Source organism: Phytohabitans sp. LJ34, from assembly GCF_052068095.1.
Lineage (GTDB): Bacteria > Actinomycetota > Actinomycetes > Mycobacteriales > Micromonosporaceae > Phytohabitans.
The window spans coordinates 12,409-32,756 of the sequence record NZ_JBQHDG010000043.1 but is presented as its reverse complement, the minus strand read 5'-3'; the positions used below and the strand labels follow the sequence as shown (position 1 = coordinate 32,756).

At 72.6% G+C, this 20,348-nt stretch carries 20 protein-coding genes; 11 read left to right on the top strand and 9 right to left on the bottom strand.

What is annotated here, in order from left to right:
• Positions 1-4 precede the first annotated feature (4 nt).
• Together argH and ACTMTJ_RS44155 are read left to right on the top strand one after the other, a co-directional pair.
• Entirely contained in the window at positions 5-1,426 is a 1,422-nt protein-coding gene (argH, locus tag ACTMTJ_RS44160) for an argininosuccinate lyase (protein WP_441224954.1), read from the top strand.
• Entirely contained in the window at positions 1,396-2,025 is a 630-nt protein-coding gene (locus tag ACTMTJ_RS44155) for a DNA-3-methyladenine glycosylase (protein ID WP_441224953.1), read from the top strand. The genes argH and ACTMTJ_RS44155 overlap by 31 nt, the downstream gene beginning before the upstream one ends.
• A 3-nt stretch (positions 2,026-2,028) precedes the next feature.
• On the opposite strand, the gene ACTMTJ_RS44150 is transcribed toward ACTMTJ_RS44155, so the two are convergent.
• Both ACTMTJ_RS44150 and ACTMTJ_RS44145 read right to left on the bottom strand, forming a co-directional pair.
• Positions 2,029-2,583 (bottom strand): hypothetical protein, encoded by a 555-nt coding sequence (locus ACTMTJ_RS44150; protein WP_441224951.1) that lies wholly within the window; start codon positions 2,581-2,583, stop codon positions 2,029-2,031.
• A 49-nt stretch (positions 2,584-2,632) separates the two neighbouring features.
• Entirely contained in the window at positions 2,633-4,018 is a 1,386-nt protein-coding gene (locus ACTMTJ_RS44145; protein WP_441224950.1) for a PLP-dependent aminotransferase family protein, read from the bottom strand.
• On the opposite strand from ACTMTJ_RS44145, the gene ACTMTJ_RS44140 reads away from it, so the two are divergent.
• The gene (locus tag ACTMTJ_RS44140; protein ID WP_441224949.1) at positions 4,017-4,931 is read left to right on the top strand and encodes a DMT family transporter; all 915 of its coding nucleotides are present in this window, start codon (positions 4,017-4,019) and stop codon (positions 4,929-4,931) included. The genes ACTMTJ_RS44145 and ACTMTJ_RS44140 overlap by 2 nt on opposite strands.
• A gap of 513 nt (positions 4,932-5,444) precedes the next feature.
• Here ACTMTJ_RS44140 and ACTMTJ_RS44135 read toward each other — a convergent pair.
• From ACTMTJ_RS44135 to ACTMTJ_RS44105, 7 genes are read right to left on the bottom strand one after another with little or no spacing between them, the layout of a single operon-like run.
• On the bottom strand, positions 5,445-5,927 hold the full coding sequence (locus ACTMTJ_RS44135) for a cupin domain-containing protein (protein WP_441224948.1): 483 nt from the start codon (positions 5,925-5,927) through the stop codon (positions 5,445-5,447).
• Positions 5,924-6,685 (bottom strand): class I SAM-dependent methyltransferase, encoded by a 762-nt coding sequence (locus ACTMTJ_RS44130; protein ID WP_441224947.1) that lies wholly within the window; start codon positions 6,683-6,685, stop codon positions 5,924-5,926. Before ACTMTJ_RS44130 ends, ACTMTJ_RS44135 begins: the two co-directional genes overlap by 4 nt.
• Positions 6,657-7,403, bottom strand: a complete 747-nt coding sequence (locus ACTMTJ_RS44125) for a hypothetical protein (protein ID WP_441224946.1) — start codon at positions 7,401-7,403, stop codon at positions 6,657-6,659. Before ACTMTJ_RS44125 ends, ACTMTJ_RS44130 begins: the two co-directional genes overlap by 29 nt.
• Positions 7,404-7,406: 3 nt before the next feature.
• Positions 7,407-7,682: a phosphopantetheine-binding protein gene (locus ACTMTJ_RS44120; RefSeq protein ID WP_441224945.1), complete on the bottom strand. Its 276-nt coding sequence runs from the start codon at positions 7,680-7,682 to the stop codon at positions 7,407-7,409.
• A gap of 20 nt (positions 7,683-7,702) precedes the next feature.
• Positions 7,703-8,629, bottom strand: coding sequence for a 3-oxoacyl-[acyl-carrier-protein] synthase III C-terminal domain-containing protein (locus ACTMTJ_RS44115; protein ID WP_441224943.1), 927 nt, complete (start codon positions 8,627-8,629; stop codon positions 7,703-7,705).
• Positions 8,626-9,960: a condensation domain-containing protein gene (locus ACTMTJ_RS44110; RefSeq protein ID WP_441224942.1), complete on the bottom strand. Its 1,335-nt coding sequence runs from the start codon at positions 9,958-9,960 to the stop codon at positions 8,626-8,628. The genes ACTMTJ_RS44115 and ACTMTJ_RS44110 overlap by 4 nt, the downstream gene beginning before the upstream one ends.
• A complete protein-coding gene (locus tag ACTMTJ_RS44105; RefSeq protein WP_441224940.1) occupies positions 9,957-11,300 on the bottom strand; it encodes a condensation domain-containing protein in 1,344 nt (447 codons plus the stop codon). The genes ACTMTJ_RS44110 and ACTMTJ_RS44105 overlap by 4 nt, the downstream gene beginning before the upstream one ends.
• A 137-nt stretch (positions 11,301-11,437) precedes the next feature.
• On the opposite strand from ACTMTJ_RS44105, the gene ACTMTJ_RS44100 reads away from it, so the two are divergent.
• The 8 genes from ACTMTJ_RS44100 to ACTMTJ_RS44065 all read left to right on the top strand — a co-directional run bounded on the left by ACTMTJ_RS44100 (position 11,438) and on the right by ACTMTJ_RS44065 (position 20,346).
• Entirely contained in the window at positions 11,438-12,193 is a 756-nt protein-coding gene (locus tag ACTMTJ_RS44100; protein ID WP_441224938.1) for an ABC transporter permease, read from the top strand.
• Positions 12,194-12,333: 140 nt separating this feature from the next.
• Entirely contained in the window at positions 12,334-13,902 is a 1,569-nt protein-coding gene (locus tag ACTMTJ_RS44095; RefSeq protein ID WP_441224936.1) for a class I adenylate-forming enzyme family protein, read from the top strand.
• Between the two features lie 331 nt (positions 13,903-14,233).
• Positions 14,234-15,034, top strand: a complete 801-nt coding sequence (locus ACTMTJ_RS44090) for an AfsR/SARP family transcriptional regulator (protein ID WP_441224935.1) — start codon at positions 14,234-14,236, stop codon at positions 15,032-15,034.
• A 316-nt stretch (positions 15,035-15,350) separates the two neighbouring features.
• Positions 15,351-16,784 (top strand): class I adenylate-forming enzyme family protein, encoded by a 1,434-nt coding sequence (locus ACTMTJ_RS44085; RefSeq protein WP_441224933.1) that lies wholly within the window; start codon positions 15,351-15,353, stop codon positions 16,782-16,784.
• A 15-nt stretch (positions 16,785-16,799) separates the two neighbouring features.
• Positions 16,800-17,066 carry a phosphopantetheine-binding protein gene (locus tag ACTMTJ_RS44080; protein WP_441224931.1) on the top strand — a complete coding sequence of 89 codons (267 nt, stop codon included), beginning with the start codon at positions 16,800-16,802 and terminating at the stop codon, positions 17,064-17,066.
• A gap of 64 nt (positions 17,067-17,130) precedes the next feature.
• Complete coding sequence (locus ACTMTJ_RS44075) at positions 17,131-18,372, top strand: beta-ketoacyl-[acyl-carrier-protein] synthase family protein (protein WP_441224929.1); 1,242 nt, start codon at positions 17,131-17,133, stop codon at positions 18,370-18,372.
• A complete protein-coding gene (hppD, locus tag ACTMTJ_RS44070) occupies positions 18,372-19,427 on the top strand; it encodes a 4-hydroxyphenylpyruvate dioxygenase (RefSeq protein ID WP_441224927.1) in 1,056 nt (351 codons plus the stop codon). Before ACTMTJ_RS44075 ends, hppD begins: the two co-directional genes overlap by 1 nt.
• Positions 19,428-19,446: 19 nt before the next feature.
• Positions 19,447-20,346, top strand: coding sequence for a phytanoyl-CoA dioxygenase family protein (locus ACTMTJ_RS44065; protein ID WP_441224925.1), 900 nt, complete (start codon positions 19,447-19,449; stop codon positions 20,344-20,346).
• Positions 20,347-20,348 lie beyond the last annotated feature (2 nt).

Sequence of the window (20,348 nt, the reverse complement as noted above, 5' to 3'; positions counted from 1 at the left end):
GGTTGTGTCTTCTCGTACCTCTCTCTGGGGCGGCCGCTTCGCCGGCGGCCCCGCCGAGGCTCTGGCCCGGCTCTCCGTCAGCGTCCAGTTCGACTGGCGCCTCGCGCCGTACGACATAGCCGCCTCCCGCGCGCACGCCCGCGTGCTGTCCGGGGCGGGGCTGCTCGACGCCGACGAGCTGGGCCAGATGCTCGCCGCCCTCGACGACCTGGAGGCCGCCTGCGCCTCCGGGGCGTTCCGTCCGACGGTCGACGACGAGGACGTGCACACCGCGCTCGAACGCGGCCTGCTCGAACGGCTCGGCACCCTCGGCGGCAAGCTGCGCGCCGGCCGTTCCCGCAACGACCAGGTCGCCACCGACCTGCGGCTCTACCTGCGCGACCACGCGCGCGGCGTGGCCACCAACCTGGTGCAGCTCGCCGACGCGCTGGTCGAGCAGGCCGAGCGGCACGTCGACACGCCCGCCCCGGGCATGACGCACGTGCAGCACGCGCAGCCGGTGACGTTCGGGCACTGGCTGCTCGCGCACGTACAGCCGCTGTTGCGCGACCTAGAGCGGCTGCGCGACTGGGACGCCCGCGCGGCGATCAGCCCGCTCGGCGCCGGCGCGCTGGCCGGCTCGTCGCTGCCGCTCGACCCGGCCGGCGTGGCCAAGGAGCTCGGCTTTACCGCCCCCGCCGCCAACTCGATGGACGCGGTCGCCGACCGCGACTTCGTGGCCGAGTTCCTCTTCGTCACCGCGCTGGTCGGCGTGCACCTCTCCCGGCTGGGCGAGGAGGTGGTGCTGTGGACGTCGCAGGAGTTCGGCTGGGTCGAGCTCGACGACGGCTTCGCCACCGGGTCGTCCATCATGCCGCAGAAGAAGAACGCGGACATCGCCGAGCTGGCCCGCGGCAAGGCCGGCCGTCTGATCGGCGGCCTCGTCACGGTGCTCACCATGCTCAAGGGCCTGCCGCTCACCTACGACCGCGACATGCAGGAGGACAAAGAGCCCGTCTTCGACGCGGTGGACACCCTGGAGCTGGTGCTGCCGGCCCTCGCCGGCATGATCTCCACGATGACGGTACGGGTCGACCGCCTCGTCGCCGCCGCACCCGTGGGGTACACGCTGGCCACCGAGGTCGCCGACTGGCTGGTGCGCAAGGGCGTGCCGTTCCGCGAGGCGCACGAGGTGACCGGCCGCCTGGTGGCACTCTGCGTGGCCCGCGAGTGCGCGCTCGACGAGGTCAGCGACGAAGACCTGGCGCTGGTCAGCTCCTATTTGGACCCCAGCGTGCGCGACGTGCTGTCGGTGCGCTCCGCGCTCGCCGCGCGGATCACGCCCGGCTCCACCGGTCCCGGCCCGGTCGCCGACCAGCTGGCGTCCGCTGTGGACAAGCTGGACGGATGGCGGGAATGGGCGACCGCGCACGTCGTACCCCGCTGAACCCGCTGCGCGACCTGCTCGCCGGCCCGGTGCTCCCGGCGGCGCGCGGCCTGCTGGGGTGCGAGCTGACCGCCGGCGGCGTCACGGTCCGCGTCACCGAGGTCGAGGCCTACGCGGGCACCGCCGGCGACCCGGCCTCGCACGCCCACCGCGGCCGCACACCGCGCAACGCCGTCATGTTCGGCCCGGCGGGCTTCCTCTACGTGTACTTCACCTACGGCATGCACTGGTGCGCCAACGTGGTCACCGGCGTCGAGGGTGAGGCCTCGGCGGTGCTGCTGCGCGCCGGTGCCGTCGTCGCCGGGCTGGACGAGGCCGCCGTGCGGCGCCGATCCACAGTGGAGCGCGACCTGGCCCGCGGCCCGGCGAGGCTGTGCCAGGCACTCGGCATCGACGGCACCGCCTACGGCGCCGACCTGCTCGCCGCCGACTCCCCGGTCCGGCTCCGCCCGCCGCGCACCCCGGTGCCCGAGTCGCGGATCGCCGCCGGCCCGCGCGTCGGCGTGACCGGCGCCCACGACCGCGAGTGGCGCTTCTGGATCGCCGACGACCCGACGGTCAGCGCCTACCGCCGCCACGTACCCCGCAAGCGAGGCTGAGCGTCAGTAGAAGCGCTCGATCGTGACCGGGATCAGCCCGTTGCGCCGCATCGCGTCGCGCGCCTCCCGCAGCGGCCGCCCCATGTTGGCACCCTCGGGCGCGGAGATGTCGACACACCACGCCAACCCGTTGCCGATCCGCCGCAGGCCTGGATGCGCGGCGTCGTCTCTCGGCTCCCCCGCGAAGAGGATGCGGTAGTACGGCGCGTCGGTGAGGCCCAGCCGGAGCGGCGGCGCGGTGTTCAACGGCTCGTAGTCACGCAGCTGGCGTCGCAACTCAGCCTCGCCCGGCAGCTCACCCCCACCCAGCACCCGAAACGCCTCCGCCGCCCCGGCACGCGAGGCGAACGTCACCCGCGCCCGCAGGCCCGCGTCCGACCGCATCCGCATGCTCAACGACGGCCGCCAGCCGGCCGCCGTCCAGGTGGCGCTCGCCAGCCCGGCGGCGGTGTGGTCGCCGGCCAGGACGAACTCCTCCACCACCACGGCCGCGGCCCGCCCGCCGCCCTCCATGACCACGTAGTAGTCGAGGTCGGCCACCGTCACGATCTCGCCCATCCCGACAGTCTGCCGCCGATCCCACCCCGATCCCGTCACCGCCGCGCGGTCATAAACAGCGGGCCAGGCGGCCGACGGCCTCGTCCATGAGGTCGGGTGGGGCGGCGGCGTAGGTGAGGCGGAGGTGGGGGCCCGCGGGTTCGGCGGCGTACCAGGGACGGCCGGGGAAGACGATGACGCCCTCGGCGGCCGCGGCGGTGGCCACCGCGACGTCGTCCGTGCCATCGGGGAGGCGGATCCACAGGTGTAGGCCGCCGCGCGGGACGGCCTGCTGGGCCAGCTCCGGCAGGTGGCGGCGCAGGGCGGTCAGCAGTGCCGCGCGCCGGTCGCGGAGCGCGGTGCGCAGGGCGCGGCGGTGGCGGGACCAGCCCGGTGCGGTGACGACTTCCAGCGTGGCCTGCTGGAGCGGTCCCGAGACGAAGAGGTCGTCGAGCAGGCGGGCGGCCCGCAGCCGCGCGCCGGCCGGGCCGCGGGCGCCGATGGCGGCGACGCGCAGGCCGGGGGCGGCCGACTTGGTCAGGGAGCGCAGGTAGATGACGTGGCCGTCGGGGTCGTCGGCGGCCAGCGGGGGTGGGGGTTCGCCGTCGATGGTGAGGTCGCGGGCGTAGTCGTCTTCGATCAGGAAGGCGCCGGCCTCGCGTACCGCACCGGCGACCTGCTCCCGGCGGTGGCCCGCCAGCGTGGCGCCGTGCGGGTTGGCGTGGAGCGGCTGGCAGTAGAAGAGACGGGCGCCGGTGCGGGCGAACGCGGCGGCGAGCTGGTCGGGCCGCACCCCGTCGGCGTCGGCCGGCACCGGCACCACCCGCAGGCCGGACGCCCGTGCCGCGGCGAGCGCGCCCAGGTAGGTGGGCGACTCGACGAGCAGGGTGTCGCCGGGCGTGGTGAGCGCGCGCAGCGCGGACGAGAGGCCGGCCTGGCCGCCCGGGCAGATCACCATGTCGTCGGCGCGGAGGCCGCCGCCGGCCTCGCGGGCGAACCACGCGCGCAGGTCCGCGCGCCCCTCGACCGGTCCGCGCTGCCACGAGGCGGGCTGCCGGGCGGCGCGGGCGAGCGCGGCGCCGAGTGCGGCGGTGGGCTGAAGGTCCGCGTCGAGGTAACCACCGGAGAGCGGGATGGCACCCGCCGGCGGTAACGCCAGTAACGCCTGCATCTCGTCCTCGCCCGGCCGGCGGGGGCCGAGCGCGACGGTCTGCCACGACAGGTCGGGCGCGCGCCGCTCGTCCGGCGGGGTGGCCACGAACGTGCCCTTGCCCGGCCGTGCCTCGATCAGGCCCTGCGCCACCAGCTGCCGGATCGCCTCGGCGACGGTCACCGGCGAGGCCTGGTGGCGCGCGGTCAGCTCGCGGACCGACGGCAGCCGGGTGCCGGGCGCCGCGGCGGCGACCAGCTTGCGCAGATCTTGGATAACGCGAGCGGCTGCGTTACCGTCACTCATGACGGCCAAGAGTAGCGCTACTGCCGCGACCACGGTAACGGCGGACCGGGTCACCGGCCTCGCCCTCGGCGCGCTGGGCGTGCTCGCCTTCAGCATGTCGCTGCCCGCCACCCGCGTCGCCGTGCAGCAGCTCGACCCGTGGTTCGTGGCCTTCGGGCGTGCGGTCGGCGCGGGCCTGCTGGCCTGGGCGTACCTGCGCCTCACCGGCGCCCCGCGACCCACGCCCGAGCAGTGGCGGCGGCTGTGGATCGTGGCGGCCGGGGTGGTCGTGGGGTTCCCGCTGTTCACGTCGCTGGCGCTGACCACGCAGACCTCCGCGCACGGCGCGGTCGTCATCACCGTGCTGCCCGCGATGACCGCCGTGTTCGCGGTGCTGCGGGCCGGTGAGCGCCCACCGCCGCTCTTTTGGGTGGCGAGCGCGGGCGGGCTGCTGGCGGTGCTCGCCTTCCTCGGCGCCAGCGGTGCGGTGCGCGGCGCCCTGACCGTGGCGGACCTGTTCCTCCTCGCCGCGGTCGTGCTCTGCGGCCTCGGGTACGCCGAGGGCGGTGCGCTCGCCCGCGCGCTGGGTGGTGCCCGCACGATCTGCTGGGCGTTGCTGCTCTCGCTGCCCGTCACGGTGCCCGTGACTGCCGTCGCCGCCGCGGCCCATCCGCCGCGGGCGGACGTCGACGCGTGGTCCGCGTTCGGCTACGTCACCGCGGTCTCCATGTTTCTGGGCTTCTTCGCCTGGTACGCGGGCCTCGCGCGCGGCGGCATCGCGCAGGTCGGCCAGATCCAGCTCGCCCAGCCGGTGCTCACCCTCGCCTGGTCCGCGCTGCTGCTCGGCGAGGCCGTAACCCCCGCCTCCATCGCGGCCGCGGTGGTGGTGCTGGCGTGCGTCGTGCTCACCCAGCGCGCCCGCGAACGCGCCTGAAACCGCGGCGGGTCACCTGGTACGACGCTCGGCTACTCCAACAGCCATGACCCGATCCATTAGAGCAATTTTGAGCTACCGCGACGTCCGTCGTGGTCCGTGCCGTTGCTCCCGCGGCCTCACCCTTCCGCCGCTGGTCACGCTCACCCCGGCGGCTGCGCCGGGCCTTACAGCCCCCGGCTGGGTAGGGGCGCGCGGGATGCATTTGCTCTGCTTCCCTGGAGTGGCCACCCCCTCCGCAGGACAAGCCCGCAGGCTAACCAGCCGGGGTCGGGACCGCCGCCTGGCGCGAGTTCCATCACCCCGCTCCCTTTCCTCCCCGCCGGTTGGCCGCGGGGGTGAGCGCGACCAAAGGCGGACGGGTGAGGCCGCGGGAAATGCACCCCAAGAAAACGCTCCGCTGCGCTCCACGTTTCCCCGGGGGCCCCGCGCAGCGGTCTGGACCACGACGTCCGTCGCGGTAGCTCAAATCTCTGTCAAATAAGGGATTCAGGGGTCGAAGCAGCGCGACGCTCAGAGCCAGTGGTTGTCGTGTTCGAGGTAGAAGGCGGCCTTCTCCTCGTCGGACTTCGAGGCGAGGTCGAGCAGCCCCTCGAAGTAGCCCTCGCGCGGCGCGCCCGGCGCGAAGTGCAGCAGCATCGACGCCGGCTCGCCCGACTCGTTGCGGAATCCGTGTACGCCCCCCGCGGGCACGTGCACGAAGTCTCCGGGCGTGCAGTCGATCCACCTGTTGCCGTCGTAGATGCGGATCGTGCCGGTGAGAACGTAGAAGGACTCGGAGATGGACCGGTGGAAGTGCGGGTCCGGGCCGCTCGGCGTCGGGCCCATCTCCCAGCGGTACAGGCCGAACAGCCCGCCGGTCGACTTGTGCGTCGCCAGGTAGTGCACGGTGTTGCCGGTCTTCGGGTAGGTGAGGTCGGGCTCGTGGCCGTCCGGGCGGTAACTGGCGGTGATTTCGCCGTTCTCGCCCGTGTACAGAGGTGGTGGATAGGTCATGTGTCCTGTTTTACCACCTCGACGTACAGGCTTTCGTCGTTGCGCAGGACTCGGTCGAGGTCCGCGACGTCCGGCCGCTCGCCCTCGCGGAAGGAGCACCGCCGCACGCCGTCCGCCGGAAAGCCCGCGGAGACGAGCGCGTGGCGTAGCTCGTCGAAGTCGTACAGCCAGCGGTGGCCGTACAGGTAGAAGAGCTGGTTGAACATGAACGCCCGGCGCGACGGCATCGGCGGGCCGAGGCCGGCGGCGCGCATCCGGCCGCGGTGGCGGGAGAAGAACGGGTTGCCCGCACGGTAACCGTCCACATAGGTCGCCAGGTCTGGCGTGGTGAGCCGGAGCACCCCGCCGGGCGCGAGGATCCGCCGCACCTCGGCTAGCCAGCCGATGCCCGCGCCGAGCGAGACGTGCTCGACGAGGTGCTCGGCGTACACCCAGTCGACGGCGCCGTCTGTGAAGGGAAGTGGCTCGCAGATGTCGAGCGCCGCGAAGAGGGCCTCGCCGTCGACCCGGTAGATGTGTCCGGGTGCCGCCGTCGAGTCCGGGGCGCGCAGCGGCACCACGTCGGAGGCGAGCGCGGCCGGGTGCCGGCTGCGCCAAGCGGCGAACTCGACGCCCGTGACGCCCAGGTCGCGCAGCAGTGGCCGGTCGAAGACGGGCCGCGCCACCTCCTCCAGCTTGTCGCAGGTCGCGCTCTCCTCGAGGAACCCGTCCATGCGCGCGGACAGCTCCTCAGGCCGCCCCCAGTCCCACTCGGACACCGGTGCCACCCCCGTCCCGTGCCGGTGATCCGAAGTCCACAGTGGATGAGCAGGCGTAGCCGAGCACCGGGTCGTGGTCGGCCACCACCACCCGCCGCGGCGTGGTGTCGGCGAGCGCGCCGGCGAGCGCCCACCAGACGCCGGTGTGCGGCTGCCCGGGTGGTGGGTCCAGGTCGCCGGCCACCGGCTCGCCCCGCCCGACCACGACGGACGAGACCCGCGCCACCCCTGAGTCGCCGCACAGCAGGGCCACGCCGGCGTGCCGGGTCGGCAGGGGCGCGGGTGCCGGCAGGTCGTAGTGGAGCGTGGCCTGCTCGACGACGATGACGAGCGAGCGCCGGCAGTCGGGATAGGACTGTGCGATCCGCAGGGCGGTGAACCCGGCCGCGACGCCCTGGTCGCACACCGCGAACGCCAGCGGCGAGCCGGGGCACACGTGGCTCAGGTAGGTGGCCGCGGCGCGGCCGGGACGCACGTCCGGCACGGCGAACGCGAGCACCAGCAGGTCGACCGGCTCGTCCGGCCGCACCACGTCGGCGATCAGCGCGGCGGCCATCTCACCGTACGACTGGCCGCCGGCCGGCGGGTGCGGTGTGAGCCCGTACGGCTCCACGAGGTCGGCCAGATAGCCGGCGAAACGCGCCTCGTGCTCGGGGTGCGCCGTCCGGGCGGCGGGCTCGTCGAACACCCGCCGGGCGGCACGCGCCAACCACAGCATCGCTCACTCTTCCGGTATCAGGTGCCGCACGACGAAGTCGGCGAGCGTGCCGACCGTCGCGAAGTCGTCGCGGTCGATGTCTTCGACGTCGATTTGCAGCGCGAGGTCCTCCTCCAGCTCCAGCATCAGCTCCAGCGTGCTGGAGGAGCTCATGCCGAGGTCTTCCATGAGCCGGCTCTGCTCGGTCGGCTCGGGCATCTCCTTGCGCAGCACCCGCGGCAGCAACATGCGGATGCTGTCGACCACCCGCGGCCGCAGGTCGGTGTCGAGCTGCTCCATGGCTGTATCACCCCATCGATTCAGTGCTGGAAGACCATCGCCGAGAACGTCGCGCCCCGCCCGGCCCCGGCGGCGACGACCAGGTAGCGGTCACCGGGCCGCAGCAGCCCGCGCGCGCGGGCGGTCCGGTAGTTGACGAACGCGTCGGCGCAGAAGACGTGCGCGGTGAGCGGTACGTTGTCGAGCAGCACCCGGTCGACCCGATAGCCGATCCGCCGGCACAGCCGCTGCCAGGCCACGATGTTGACGTTGTGCGGCAGCACCAGGGTGATGTCGTCCAGGGCTAGCCCGGCCCGCTCGACCGCGGACCGCACCGCGGCCATCAGCGACGCCTGAAACTCCTCCTGGAACCGCCCGATGTCCGTGGTGACCTCGTCGTCGAAGTCGCCGCGCTGGTGGGCCGCGTACGCGAGCAGCCGGTCGCGGGGGCCGTCGTGCCGCACGAGGCAGGCGGAGGCGCCCTCGCCGAAGACGGAGGTCTCCGGCACCACCCGCGCGTCGTACGTGAACGCCTTTTCCCCGGCCATCACCAGGGCCAGCGAGTCCGGGGGCGACCCGGCCAGGAGCCGCCCGGCCACGTCGATCGCGAGCAGCCCGGTGGCGCAGGCGTGGTGGGTGACCGTGAACGCGGCCGCGTTGTCCAGGCCCAGCAGCCGGCACATCGTGTCCAGCGGGTTGAGCGGGTAGGGCACCACGACCGGAAACGTGCGGGCCCACACCACGTAGCGCACCCGGTGCCGCACGGCAGGCAGCTCGTCCAGGTTGGACGCCGCGGCGAGCAGCAGGTCGAGCGGCGTGGCGCCGGGCGCCCGGCACACGTCGGAGAGCTTGTGGAAGCGGCGGAACAGGCGCACCTGCATGGGCGTCAGGTCGAGCTCGCCGGCCAGCTCTTCGAGCGGCACCCGGTGGTCCGGTAGGTACGTCGCGACGGCCTCCAGCGCGGTCATGAGGATATCCCGGTGCGCGCCGCCGGGTCGAGCGCCGCCTCGACCGCGACCGCTTCCATCCCGCGTACCACGGCCTCCAGCTCACCCGGCGACATGTAGTGGGTGTCGCCGGCGATGGTGATCGTCATCGCGTCTGGCACGTTTTCCACGTGGGTGAACATCCGCTCGAACGAGGTGTCCCGCCGCCTGCCCCAGGTGAACGTGGTGTGTGGCAGGGCCGCGCGTACCTCCTCGGGTGTGGGCGGCGGTCCGTCGTCCTGCTCCCGCGCGTCGATGCGGCGGTCGTTGAAGAAGCAGGCGAGGTCGAACTCCTCACCACGCTCCTCGCCCAGCCGCGCGACCAGCTCGTCCACATCGGACGGGTTGTAGTACGCGTGCTTGTACGCGGCGATCGCCTGCCGGGCGGTGAGCCGCACCGCGTCGTCGACGCTCAGGCCGGCGAGGTCGATGGAGCAGATGCCAGTCTGGCTGAGCGGGCTCATCGAGCGGGCGAGGCCGGGCCGGAAGCGGTTGTTGACGACCACCTGGACGGCGACCGGGTTGACGCCGGTCACCCGCGCCATCGCGATGGCCCAGGTGGCGAGCAGCAGCGGTGAGGCGTCCACTTTGGTGCGTGCGGCGAGCACGCGCAGCGCGAGCTGGGCGGCGGGGGAGCGGAACTGGCCCTCCCAGTGCCGCGGCGAGCGCGGCTCGTGGCGGTGCGGAAAGCGCCGGGACGGTATGGTCCGGAGAACCTTTTCCCAGTGGCGCAGGGCAGCCGTGTTCTGCCGCTGGCCAGCGGGGGACGACTGCCACCGCACCTGCTCCACGGGAGGCATGGCGGTGGGCTCGGCGGGTCGCGACGCGGCCTCCTCCAGCATCACCATGCCGCCGAACGCGTCGAGCACCAGGTGGGTCATGACGGTCACCAGGTGGCTTGGCGCGCCCCGGTGCCGGACGATGCCGATCCAGACCGGCCAGCCGTGCACGAGGTCGTAGTCGCCGTCCCAGTAGCGCTGGCGGACCCGGTCGGCGACCTCGGCCGGGTCTTCGTCGTCGGCGGCGTCGACGATCTCGACGTCGATCTCGCCGGAGCCGGCGACGACCTGCCGGACCTCGCCGGCCGCGTCGTGGCGCAGCGTCGTGCGGAGCGTGGGGTAGCGGCTCATCATGAACCGCACCTCGTCCGCCAGATCCTCCACTGTGGTGCCTGGTGGCACGGCGCGGGCGTATCCGATCGGCAACCACCACTCCTGGCGCACCATCGCGGTCCAGATCTCCCGCTGGCCCCAGGCAAGCTCGGCGACGGTGTCGTCCGCGGGCGGATCCGCCTTGAAGGAGACGCTTATCATGCTGCCACCCCCTGAAAAACCCGTACCGAAGGATCGAAAGCCGCTGTCACCGCGAGTGCCTCCATGCCGCGGACGCACGCCTCCATGTCGGCGGGTGCCACGTGGTGGGTGTCCGCGAAGACCTCGTAGTCGAGCGTGTCCGGCTCGTCGTTGATGGTGGCGAAGAGCCGCTCGACCGGCTTGTCCTGCTGGCTCCACCGCAGCCGGCTGCGGCCAAGCGCGGCTGTGATCTCGTCCGGCGCCGGTGGCGGCGCCTCGGTGAGGTCGCGGGTGGCGAGCCGGCGGTCGTTGAAGAAGCAGGACAGGTCGATCTCCTCGCCCCGCTCGGCGGCCACCCGCGCGACGAGCGCGTCGAGGTCGCGCGGGTCGTAGTACGCGTACCGGTAAGCGGCCATCGCCCGGCGGTGCACCATGGCCAGCGCCTCGTCGAAAGTGGTGTCGCCCAAGGGGATGACGCACAGACCGGTGTGTGTGACCGGGCTGACCGTCTCGGCGAGCCCGCGCCGGAAACGGTTGTGCGCGATCACCCGGGTCACGAGCGGGTCGGCGCCGGTCACCCGGGCGAGCGCGATGGCGAAGAGCGCGAGGAGGATCGACGAGCTGTCCACTGTGGTGCGCGCGCGGATCACCCGCACGGCGAGCAGCGTCGCGGGGGAGTCGAGCCGCACCTGCCAATGCCGCGGCTCGCGCGGGTCGGCCGGGCCGGGAAAGCGGCGCGCCGGGATGGTGCGCAGCAACCCTTCCCAGCGCCGGAGCACGGCGGCCAGTTCGCGCCGCCCGGCCGGCGAGGCCTCCCACCGGGCTTGCGCCATCGGCTCCGTCGCGGTGACCGGCGGCACGGGCCTGCGGCCGTGTACCAGGTCGCGGTCTTCGATCTCGCGGATGACGACCATCGCGCCGAAGCCGTCGGTCACCAGGTGGCAGACGATGACGACCTGGTGGGTGACGACGCCGTGGTGGCGCACGACCGCCATCCGCACCGGCCAGTCGCGGGCGAAGTCGTGGTCGGCGTCGCAGAACCGCTGCCGCACCGCCTCGGCGACGGCCGCGGGATCCTCGTCGGGCGAGGCGTCCACGATTTCCAGGTCGATCTCGCCGGACGCGGCGACCACCTGGCGGTCGTGGCCGTCCGGGTCGCGCCGCACCCGGGTGCGCATCGACTGGTAGCGGCCCATCATGAACCGCAGCTGCGCGACCATGTCGTCCACTGTGGTCCCTGGCGGCACCGGCAGCGCGTATCCCATCGGCATCCACGTGAACTGGCGGCGCATCGCCTCCCACAGCTCACGCTGGCCCCACGACAGCTCCTCGACGCCGCTGCCGTCGCCCTCGAACCTCACCGGAACACGATGGGTCATCATCGGCAGGAGTCTAAGTAGACGGAGCTTGACTCCCGGTCGAAGTACGAGCGGTGGTGGGCTTGACGTCCGGTCAAGGCGCTTGTTGCGCATCGAGGAAAGGCCATACCGTCCCACCCGTGAAACTCGCCCGCGACACGTGGCTGGTCTGGCAGCGCCAGATGTCCCTGATGCTGCGCAGCCGGACCTGGCTCGTCTTCGGCCTCGCTCAGCCGATCACCTACCTCGTGCTCTTCGCGCCGATGCTCAAGCCGGCGCTGGGCGCGGACAGCTACGGCGACGCCTACCGCGTCTACGTGCCCGGCCTGCTCGTCGTGATGTGCCTGTACGGCGGCCTCTTCACCGGCTTCGGCCTGCTCGCCGAGCTGCGCGCCGGCATCATCGAGCGGGCCCGGGTGACGCCGGTGAGCCGCTCCGCGCTGCTGCTCGGCCGGGCGCTGCGCGACGTGGCCTCGCTGCTCGTGCAGGCGCTCATCATCACCGTCATCGCGGTGCCGTTCGGGCTCTCCGTCGGCGTGCTCAACCTGTTGCTGGCGTACCTGCTGCTGGCCGTCATCGCGCTGATGACGACCTCGCTGTCGTACGCGGTGACGCTGCTCGTGCGCAAGGAGGGCGCGCTGGGCCCGGTGATGAACACCGTGGCGCAGCCGGTCGCGCTCCTCGCCGGCGTGCTGTTGCCGATCGCGTTGGCGCCCGCGTGGATCCAGGCGATCGCCGACTGGAACCCGTTCTACTGGGTCACCAACGGCATGCGCTCCCTCTTCGAGGGCCGGGCCGGCGACGTCGAGATCTGGCAGGGGCTCGTCGGCGTCACCGTGCTGGCGGCCATCGCGATCACCTGGTCTACCAGGCTCTTCCAGCGCACCATCCGCTAAAGGGGACAGCTATGAGCGAGCTTGCGAGCGAATCATCAAACTCAGCGTTCTCGCGTACCGCGGGCCGCAAGCAACGCGGGGATCGTTCAGCGAGAATCCGTGCCGCCCTCGTCGCCGACCCGGAGCTGGGTGCCGGCAATGTGCTGCCGAAGCTTCGGGAGCACGGCGCCGACCCGGACGGGCCGGGCATCACGTTCGATACCCCGGTCGACGGGCGCCCGGCGTACGAGCCGCTGACCCTCGGCACGCTCGAGGAGCGGGCCGCCGCGCGGGCCGCCTGGCTGCACGCGCACGGCGTCCGCCCGCGCGACCCGGTGGCCGTGTACGTCACGTCCGCCGCCGACGTGTTCCTCAACTTCTTCGCGCTGGCCCGGATCGGCGCGATCCCCGCGCTGATGAACGGCAACATGCCCGCCGAGGTCGCGCCGGGCTTCGTGGAGCGGCTGCGCGCGTCGCACGTGATCGCGGACGAGGCGCACCGCCAGGCGTTGGCGGGGACGGCCACCATCGACCCCGCGGAGACCGGCACCGGCGACCCGGCACAGGCGCCGCCGTACTACCGGCACCACGCCGACGACCCGGTCGCCATCACGCACTCCTCGGGCACCACCCGGGTGCCGGCGGCGGTCGTGCACTCGCACGCCAGCCTTTTCGCCGCGATCCGCCGGGTGCGCCTGGTCGAGCCGCGGCCGAGCCACGCGGTCCGCGAGCTGTCGGTCATGCCGGCCGCGCACGCCGCCGGCCTCATCACCGTCAACCAGGCGCTCTGCAACCGGTACGAGCTGCTGTACCTCTCCGCCCAAGGTGGACACTTCGCCTCCAGCGGAGCCGCCGTGCTGGACGCGATCGAGCGGTGGCGGCCGACCGGCGTGTTCGGCTTCGCGGTGACGTGGGCCGAGCTGGCCCGCCACGACCTCGGCGCGCGCGACCTCGACTCGGTCAAGGTGTGGTTCAACACCGGCGACTCGGCGCACGAGGCGCACATCCGGCGGCTCGTCGCGGTCGGCAGTCACCAGCGGTACACACCGGACGGTCCACTTAGTGTGCCCGGTTCGCGGTTCATCGACGGCATTGGATCGACCGAGATGGGCCATTCGGCGTTCCACATCACCCACACGGCCGAGAGCAACCGTTACGGGCGCTGCGTCGGCCGGCCGTACCCGTTCGCCGAAGTGGCCCTCCTCGACCTGGAGACCGGCGCGGAGGTGCCGGTCGGCGCGGTCGGGCACGTGGGTCTCAAGTCGCCCACGCTCGCGCCCGGCTACTGGAACGACTCGGTGACCACCTACCGCACCCGCTTCCAGGGCTACTACCTGACCGGTGACCTCATGTACCGGGACGCCGAGGGCTTCTACTATCACGTGGACCGGGCCGTGGACGCGGTCGACCTCGGCGGCGGCGACTGGCTCTACACCGCGCAGTCGGAGGAGCGGATCCTCGTGCGGTGCCCGGACGTGCGCGACTGCACGGTCGTGGCCGGGCGGGAGGGCGGGCGGGTCGTCACCGACGTGCTGCTGATGCTGGACGCCGGCGCGGACCCGGACACCGACCGGACCGCCGCGGTGCGCCAGGCGCTCGGCCCGGCGGCCGGCGCGACATTGCGCAGGGTCGTGGCCGTGCCGGACGACCAGATCGTGGTCGGACCGACCGGCAAGGTGCGCAAGTTCCTCATGCGGCAGCGTCATCTCGCAGGCAGCACGGCCGGGTAAGCGCTTGCCCTGGAAGCATTCCACAATGCACGTGCAGATGCCGTCTCTCATAGGCCTCCATCACTGGTGATCGAGGGCTAAATCCGGATATTCGTGGCGCTCACCAATTGGTGATCGATGCCCGTCACTGCCGGGTTAGGCACAAGTTCCTCGATCAGTCAAACAAATCCGCCCACTCTCCGGGATGGAGGGGTCACTACTCTGGCAGAAACGTGCCCGCACTCGGGTAGATTGCTGATCACCCCAAGCGCGCGCACGTTTCCCCCGGAGGTCCATGTCAATGTCTTATGTCATGGGAAGGGGCCTTGAAATACGGGTCCTTGGACCATTGATGCTCAACTGTGGCGATTCCTCTGCTACCCCCACCGCACCCAAGCCGCGCTCCGTACTCGCGCTGCTGCTGCTGCAAGCCAACCAGACCGTGCCGGTCACCGCCCTGATCCAGGAGCTGTGGGGTCACGAGCCCCCGGCCAGCGCCCTGACCACGCTCCAGACGTACGTGCTGCACCTGCGCAAGCTGTTCAGCGCCGCCCTGGCCACCCCCGCGTCCGAGGTCGCCAAGAGCGTCCTCGTGACCACCCCCGGCGGATACCTGTTCCGCGGCATCTCCGACGACTTCGACCTGGCGCGCTACGAGCGGCTCTCCAGCGAGGGCCGCCAGGCGCTCGCCACCGGCCAGAATGCCCTCGCGGCCGAGCGGCTCACCCAGGCGCAGGCGCTCTGGCGCGGTCCGGCACTCACCGACGTGCGGGCCGGCCCTCTCCTGCAACCGCAGGTCAAACGGCTGGAGGAGTCCCGGCTCACGACCGTCGAGCAGGGCATCGAGGCCCGGCTGCGGCTGGGCCGCCACCAAGAGGTGCTCTCCGACCTCGCCGGCATGATGGCGGAGCACCGGCTCCACGAAAACCTGCACGCCCAGTTCATGGTGGCCCTGCACCGCAGTGGCCGCAGGCAGGAGGCGCTGCGGGTCTTCCAGCAGCTCCGCAACACCATGACCGAAGAGCTCGGTCTGGAGCCTTCCAAGCGGCTGCACCTGCTTCAACAGGCCATCCTCAGTGACGACCCCGCACTCGAGGTCGCCCCCCGCACCGACGGGCTCGCGCAGCTACTCGACCAGATCACCGTCAGGTAAGTCGCCGCGCACCCGTCAATCGCCGTCTCGCGACCACGTCGACTATCGCTAGAACCTGGGAAGATCCCCTCTCGCGGTTTGCCTGGCGGTCGCCTCGCGAATGGATCGCTAATACGAACAGTAAGCAGGCCGCCGATGATGTCGGCCACGTTTTCGCAGCTTGGGAGAGTTTCCGGAAGGCCGCTTAGGTCGGCGATCGCGAAGAGTCGCCGCCGGGCGGCCTTTCGGCATGGTTGACCCCCCTGGAAAGGCGCTGTTAGCGTTCGGCCCGATCGCCGCCAAAACCCTTCGCAAAAGCGCGGCGTGAATACTTTCTATGGGGGCCATTGTGTTTCCTGGCGTGCCGGCCGGCATCGGTATCGACCCATTCGACGGGGAATGGGTGGGCGCCTATCTGCTCGCCGGGCGCGACGACGAGGAGTGCCTCCGCCTCGGCGCGCCGATCACCCGCCGCGAGCTGCGGCGGCGCGTCGCCGCAAGGGCCACCGACCTCCGCGCGGCGGGCCTGCGCGCGGGCGGCACGGTGGCACTCCGGCTGCCACCCGGCATCGTGTACGCGGAAAGCCTGCTCGCCGCCTGGACGGTCGGCGCGCAGGTGGCGTTGCTCGACCACCGGCTCACCCAGCACGAGGTCGACGGTGCCCTGGCCCGGATCGCGCCGCAGCTGGTCGTGTCCATGTCGGACGGTGCGCCCGTCGTCGCCGAGCACCCGGGCCAGCCCGCGCGCACGCCGCACGCGCTGCTCCAGCTCAGCTCCGGCTCCACCGGACCGTCCAAAGTGATCGGCCGCACCTCCGCCAGTCTCGTCTCCGAGGTCGAGCGCTACCGGCTCGTCGAGGGCGTACCCGAGCCGGGCGAGCGGATCGTGCTGCTCGCCTCGACGGTGCACGTGCTCGGCCTGGTCGGCGGCCTACTCTACGGGCTGCACACCGGCGCCACGCTCGTCGTGCCGAGCTTCCTGTCCACCGACGCGATCCTCGACGCGGTGGCGTCCGGCCCGGAGCCGGCCACGGTGCTCGGCGTGCCGTTCCACATCGAGTTCCTCGCCGCGGCCGACCGGTCCCGGCGGCTGCCGCAGCTCAAGCGGATGACGGTCGGCGGCGAGCTGGTCCGCCCCTCCATCCGCGAGGCGTTCGCCGCCCGCTGGCCCGTACCCCTGGGAAACATGTACGGGATGACCGAGGCCGGCGTCATCGCGACCGACCTCTTTGGACAGCACCGGCCGGCGCTCGCGCCCGCACCCGGCATGGCGCTGCGCGCGGAGGGCGGCGAGATCCTGCTCGCCGCCGGCGCCAGCCCGTACGTGGGGCTGAGCGACCCGACCCGCTGGGTCGACGGCTGGCTGCACACCCGCGACGCCGGCGACGTCGACCCGGAGACCGGGCTCGTCACCATCCGCGGCCGGCTCGACTCGCAGGTGTCGGTCGGCGGGCTCAAGGTCGACCTGACCGAGGTCGAGCAGGCCATCGCCGGGCTGCCCGGGGTCGTCGAGGTCGTGGTCGCGTGGGACGGCGCGATCGAGGCGTTCGTCGTGCACGACACCGGCACGGCCGGGCTGCCGGCGCTGAAGGAGGCGCTCGCCGGGCGGCTGGCCGGATACAAGCGGCCGCGCCGGCTCACCTTGGTGCCGCGGCTGCCCCGCACCGCCACCGGCAAGCTCGTCCGCGCCGTACCGGCCCTGCGCGCGGCGGCGTTCCCAACCCCGCCGCTTCGACCGGCAATACCCGTACACGAGTCACCTACCGCGTGAAAGGAGGCGCCGCCGATGTCCGCTGACGTGGTCGCGTTCACCATCGAGTCCCTGCGCCAGATGAACTTCGACGTCGACGGTGCCGGCGCTGACACGGTCTTCGGGCCGGCCGGCGTCGACCTCGACTCCCTCGCCGTCGCCGAGCTGGCCCTGCGCGTCGAGGACGCGTACGGCGTGAAGTTCGGCGAGGAGGACATGGAACGGCTGGCCATCATGACGCTCGGCGAGTTCGCGGCCGACGTCTCGGCCCGCGCGTCCTCGTTGGACGGTGCGGTTAAGTGAGTGAGCGAGTTGGCGCGGCGGCGTCCGGACCGAGCCGTCCCGCCGACGACGTCGGGGTGGCGCGGTGAGACGCCGTGCGGTGATCACCGGGATCGGGCTGCTCACGCCGCTCGGTGCCGACGCCGCCGGGTTCTTCGACGGGGTGTGCGCCGGCCGGTCCGGGCTTCGCCGGCCGGCGGACACCCACCCGCTCGCCGGGATCCTCGAGGCGGCCGGGTTCGCGCCGGACGTCGACCCGGCCACCGTGCTCCCGCCCGCCGAGGCGCGGCGGGTGGACCGGTTCGTGGTGCTCGCCATGGCCGCCGCCGACACCGCCCTCGCCGACGCGGGCATCGCCGTCGGGCGGGACGCCGACCCGGCACGCACCGCCGTGGTGCTGGCGAACGCGTTCGGCGGCCTGGGCATGTTCGAGGCGGAGGCACTGGCCCGGGAGGCGAGCGGCCACACCGCGGTCAGCCCGTACCTGCTGGCCGGGATGCTGCCCAACATGGCCACCGCCCGGATCGCCATCAAGCACGGCGTGCGCGGCTACAGCTCGACCATCTCCACGGCGTGCGCCTCCGGGGCGTACGCGGTCGCCGAGGCGCTGCGCCTCGTCCGGGACGGGCTCGCCGACGTGGTGGTCTGCGGCGGCGCCGAGGCACCCCTGCTGCCCACCGCCGCCACGACGTTTCGCAACTCGCGGGCGCTCGCCGGCGGCTGGGCCGCACCGGCCGAGGCGAGCCGCCCGTTCGACCGGCGGCGCAACGGCTTCGTGCTCGGCGAAGGCGCGGGCGTGCTCGTCGTGGAGCGCGCCGAGCACGCCGCCGCCCGCGGCCGCCCCGCGTACGCGGAGGTCGCCGGCTGGGGTGTGGCCACCGACGCGTACCACCCGACCGCGCCGCGGGCCGACGGCACCGGAGCCGTGACCGCCATGCGGCTGGCCCTCACCGACGCCGGGCTGGCACCGGCCGACGTCGGCTACGTGAACGCCCACGGCACCGGCACCAAGCGCGGCGACGCCGCCGAGGCCCGCGCGATCCGGGCCGTCTTCGGCGCGCACACGCCCGCGGTCAGCTCGGTCAAGGGCGTCACCGGCCACCTGCTCGCCGCCGCCGGCGCCGTGGAAGCCGCCGCGACGGCGCTCGCGCTGCGCCGCGGCGTGCTGCCGCCGACGCACAACCTCGACGACCCCGATCCCGAGTGCGACCTCGACCACGTCCGCAAGGCACCCCGCGAGGCGGCCGCCGGCGTCGCGCTCTCCAACTCGTTCGCGTTCGGCGGGCACAACGTCAGCCTCGCGCTCGCCCACCCCGGAGGTCCATGATGGACGTGACGATTGTCGACCACGTCGAGTTCTACGTAACCGACGCGGAGGAGACGGCCCGGCCACTCGTCGAGGCGTACGGCTTCCGCCGCCTCGGCGAGAGCGGGCCGGGCCTGCCCGGCCAGCGCACCATCCTGCTCGGGCAGGGCGGCATCCGCCTGCTCGTCACCGCCGCCACCGACCCGGCACACCCGGTCGCCGCCCACGTGGAGCGGCACGGCGACGGGGTGGCCCGGATAGCCCTGCGCGTGGCCGACGCCGCCGAGGCCTACGAGGAGGCGCTGAGCCGGGGCGCTACATCGGTCGCCGAGCCGCGGTCCTGGGGACCGGACGTGGTGACCGCAGACGTCTCCGGCCCCGGCGCGCTCGCGCACCGGTTCGTCGAGCGGCGCGGCGAGGAGTTCCTGCCGGGCGCCATCGAGCCGCTGCCAGCCGGGGCGCCATCCGATGTGGACATGCTGGAGATCCTCGACCACACGGCGCTGTGCGTGGCCGGCGGCGCGCTCGACGAGACCGTCCGCTTCTACACCGAGGTCTTCGGCTTCAAGGAGATCTTCGAGGAGCGGGTCGAGGTCGGCGACCAGGCGATGGACTCCAAGGTGGTGCAGAGCGCCTCGGGCGAGGTCACGTTCACGATCGTGTCGCCCGACCCGGCGCGCAAGCCGGGCCAGCTCGACGACTTCCTGCGCGCCAACGGCGGCGCCGGCGTGCAGCACCTGGCGCTCAGCACGCGCGACATCGCCGGTGCGGTCGCCGCGCTCGGCGCCCGCGGCGTGCGCTTCCTCAGGACGCCCGGCAGCTACTACGACGCGATCGAGCGGCGGCTCGGCGAGGTCAGCCTCTCCGTCGCGGCGCTGCGCGCCGGCAACATCCTCGTCGACCGCGACCACTGGGGCGAGATGTTCCAGATCTTCACCGAGTCCACGGTGGAACGCCGCACGTTCTTCTTCGAGCTCATCGAGCGGCACGGGGCGCTCACGTTCGGAAGCAACAACATCAGGGCCCTGTACGAGGCCAAGGAGCGGGCGCGGGCCGCCGCGGAGACGCGGGTTTGACCGTCCGGAAGGGACCGAAATGACTACCACGATCCCGGTGGAGGAGGACCTCCTACCGTCCGAGGCCGATGTGCGGTCGTACGAGGAGCACGGCTGGTACCTGTCCAAGAAGCTCTTCACCGACGCGGAGGTCGACGCGCTGGTCGCGGAGAGCGAGGCGTTCTACGCCGGCGCCCGCAGCCGGCGGCTCGGCAAGCGACCGTCCACACTGGCCTACTGGGAGCCGTCCAATGGGGCGGTGCAGCGGCACAACGACTACATCCACTACGAGAGCGACCCGATCGCGGCGATCCTGCGCAAGCCGATCGTGGGCGCGGTGGCCGCGCGGCTGGCCCGCGCCGACGAGATCCGCCTCTTCCAGGCCACGCTCATCTACAAGCCGCCGCGGCCGGAGGAGCCAAGCAACCTCGTGCCCTGGCACTTCGACCGGCACTACTGGCAGACCTGCACGTCCGACCGGATGCTGACCGCCTTCATCCCGTTTCACGACTGCGGCGAGGAGATGGGCACCATCACGATGGTCGACGGCAGCCACCGGTGGAAGGAGTTCGGCGGCGGCGACAGCACCGCCCGGCACTTCGCCGATCGCGACGCGGCCGAGCTCGACGAGCTGGTCCGGGAGAACGCCCGCTACAACGGCACCGAGATGCGCACCGTGCCGATGGTGATCCCCAAGGGACACATGAGCTTCCACCACTGCCGGACGTACCACGGCAGCGGTGCCAACCGGTCCGGCCAGCCGCGCCGCGCGATCTCGCTGCACCTACAGGACGGCGACAACCGCCACCGCTACCACACCCTGTCGGACGGCACGCCGGTGCTGTACAACCACGACCACTTCGTCCGCCGGACGGCCGAGGGCGCGCCCGACTACAGCGATCCCGAGTTCTGCCCGGTGCTCTTCCGGTCTCAGGTCTAGGA

Bases quoted from the DNA above. Each gene is read 5' to 3' on its own strand.
- ACTMTJ_RS44080 (WP_441224931.1), top strand. From the start codon at position 16,800: ATGTCCGCTGACGTGGTCGCGTTCACCATCGAGTCCCTGCGCCAGATG.
- ACTMTJ_RS44150 (WP_441224951.1), bottom strand. From the start codon at position 2,583: ATGGGCGAGATCGTGACGGTGGCCGACCTCGACTACTACGTGGTCATG.
- ACTMTJ_RS44155 (WP_441224953.1), top strand. From the start codon at position 1,396: ATGGGCGACCGCGCACGTCGTACCCCGCTGAACCCGCTGCGCGACCTG.
- ACTMTJ_RS44120 (WP_441224945.1), bottom strand. From the start codon at position 7,682: ATGGAGCAGCTCGACACCGACCTGCGGCCGCGGGTGGTCGACAGCATC.
- ACTMTJ_RS44090 (WP_441224935.1), top strand. From the start codon at position 14,234: ATGCTCAACTGTGGCGATTCCTCTGCTACCCCCACCGCACCCAAGCCG.
- ACTMTJ_RS44145 (WP_441224950.1), bottom strand. From the start codon at position 4,018: ATGAGTGACGGTAACGCAGCCGCTCGCGTTATCCAAGATCTGCGCAAG.
- ACTMTJ_RS44125 (WP_441224946.1), bottom strand. From the start codon at position 7,403: ATGCTGTGGTTGGCGCGTGCCGCCCGGCGGGTGTTCGACGAGCCCGCC.
- ACTMTJ_RS44135 (WP_441224948.1), bottom strand. From the start codon at position 5,927: ATGACCTATCCACCACCTCTGTACACGGGCGAGAACGGCGAAATCACC.
- ACTMTJ_RS44065 (WP_441224925.1), top strand. From the start codon at position 19,447: ATGACTACCACGATCCCGGTGGAGGAGGACCTCCTACCGTCCGAGGCC.
- ACTMTJ_RS44085 (WP_441224933.1), top strand. From the start codon at position 15,351: ATGGGGGCCATTGTGTTTCCTGGCGTGCCGGCCGGCATCGGTATCGAC.
- ACTMTJ_RS44115 (WP_441224943.1), bottom strand. From the start codon at position 8,629: ATGACCGCGCTGGAGGCCGTCGCGACGTACCTACCGGACCACCGGGTG.
- ACTMTJ_RS44110 (WP_441224942.1), bottom strand. From the start codon at position 9,960: ATGATAAGCGTCTCCTTCAAGGCGGATCCGCCCGCGGACGACACCGTC.
- hppD (WP_441224927.1), top strand. From the start codon at position 18,372: ATGGACGTGACGATTGTCGACCACGTCGAGTTCTACGTAACCGACGCG.
- ACTMTJ_RS44140 (WP_441224949.1), top strand. From the start codon at position 4,017: ATGACGGCCAAGAGTAGCGCTACTGCCGCGACCACGGTAACGGCGGAC.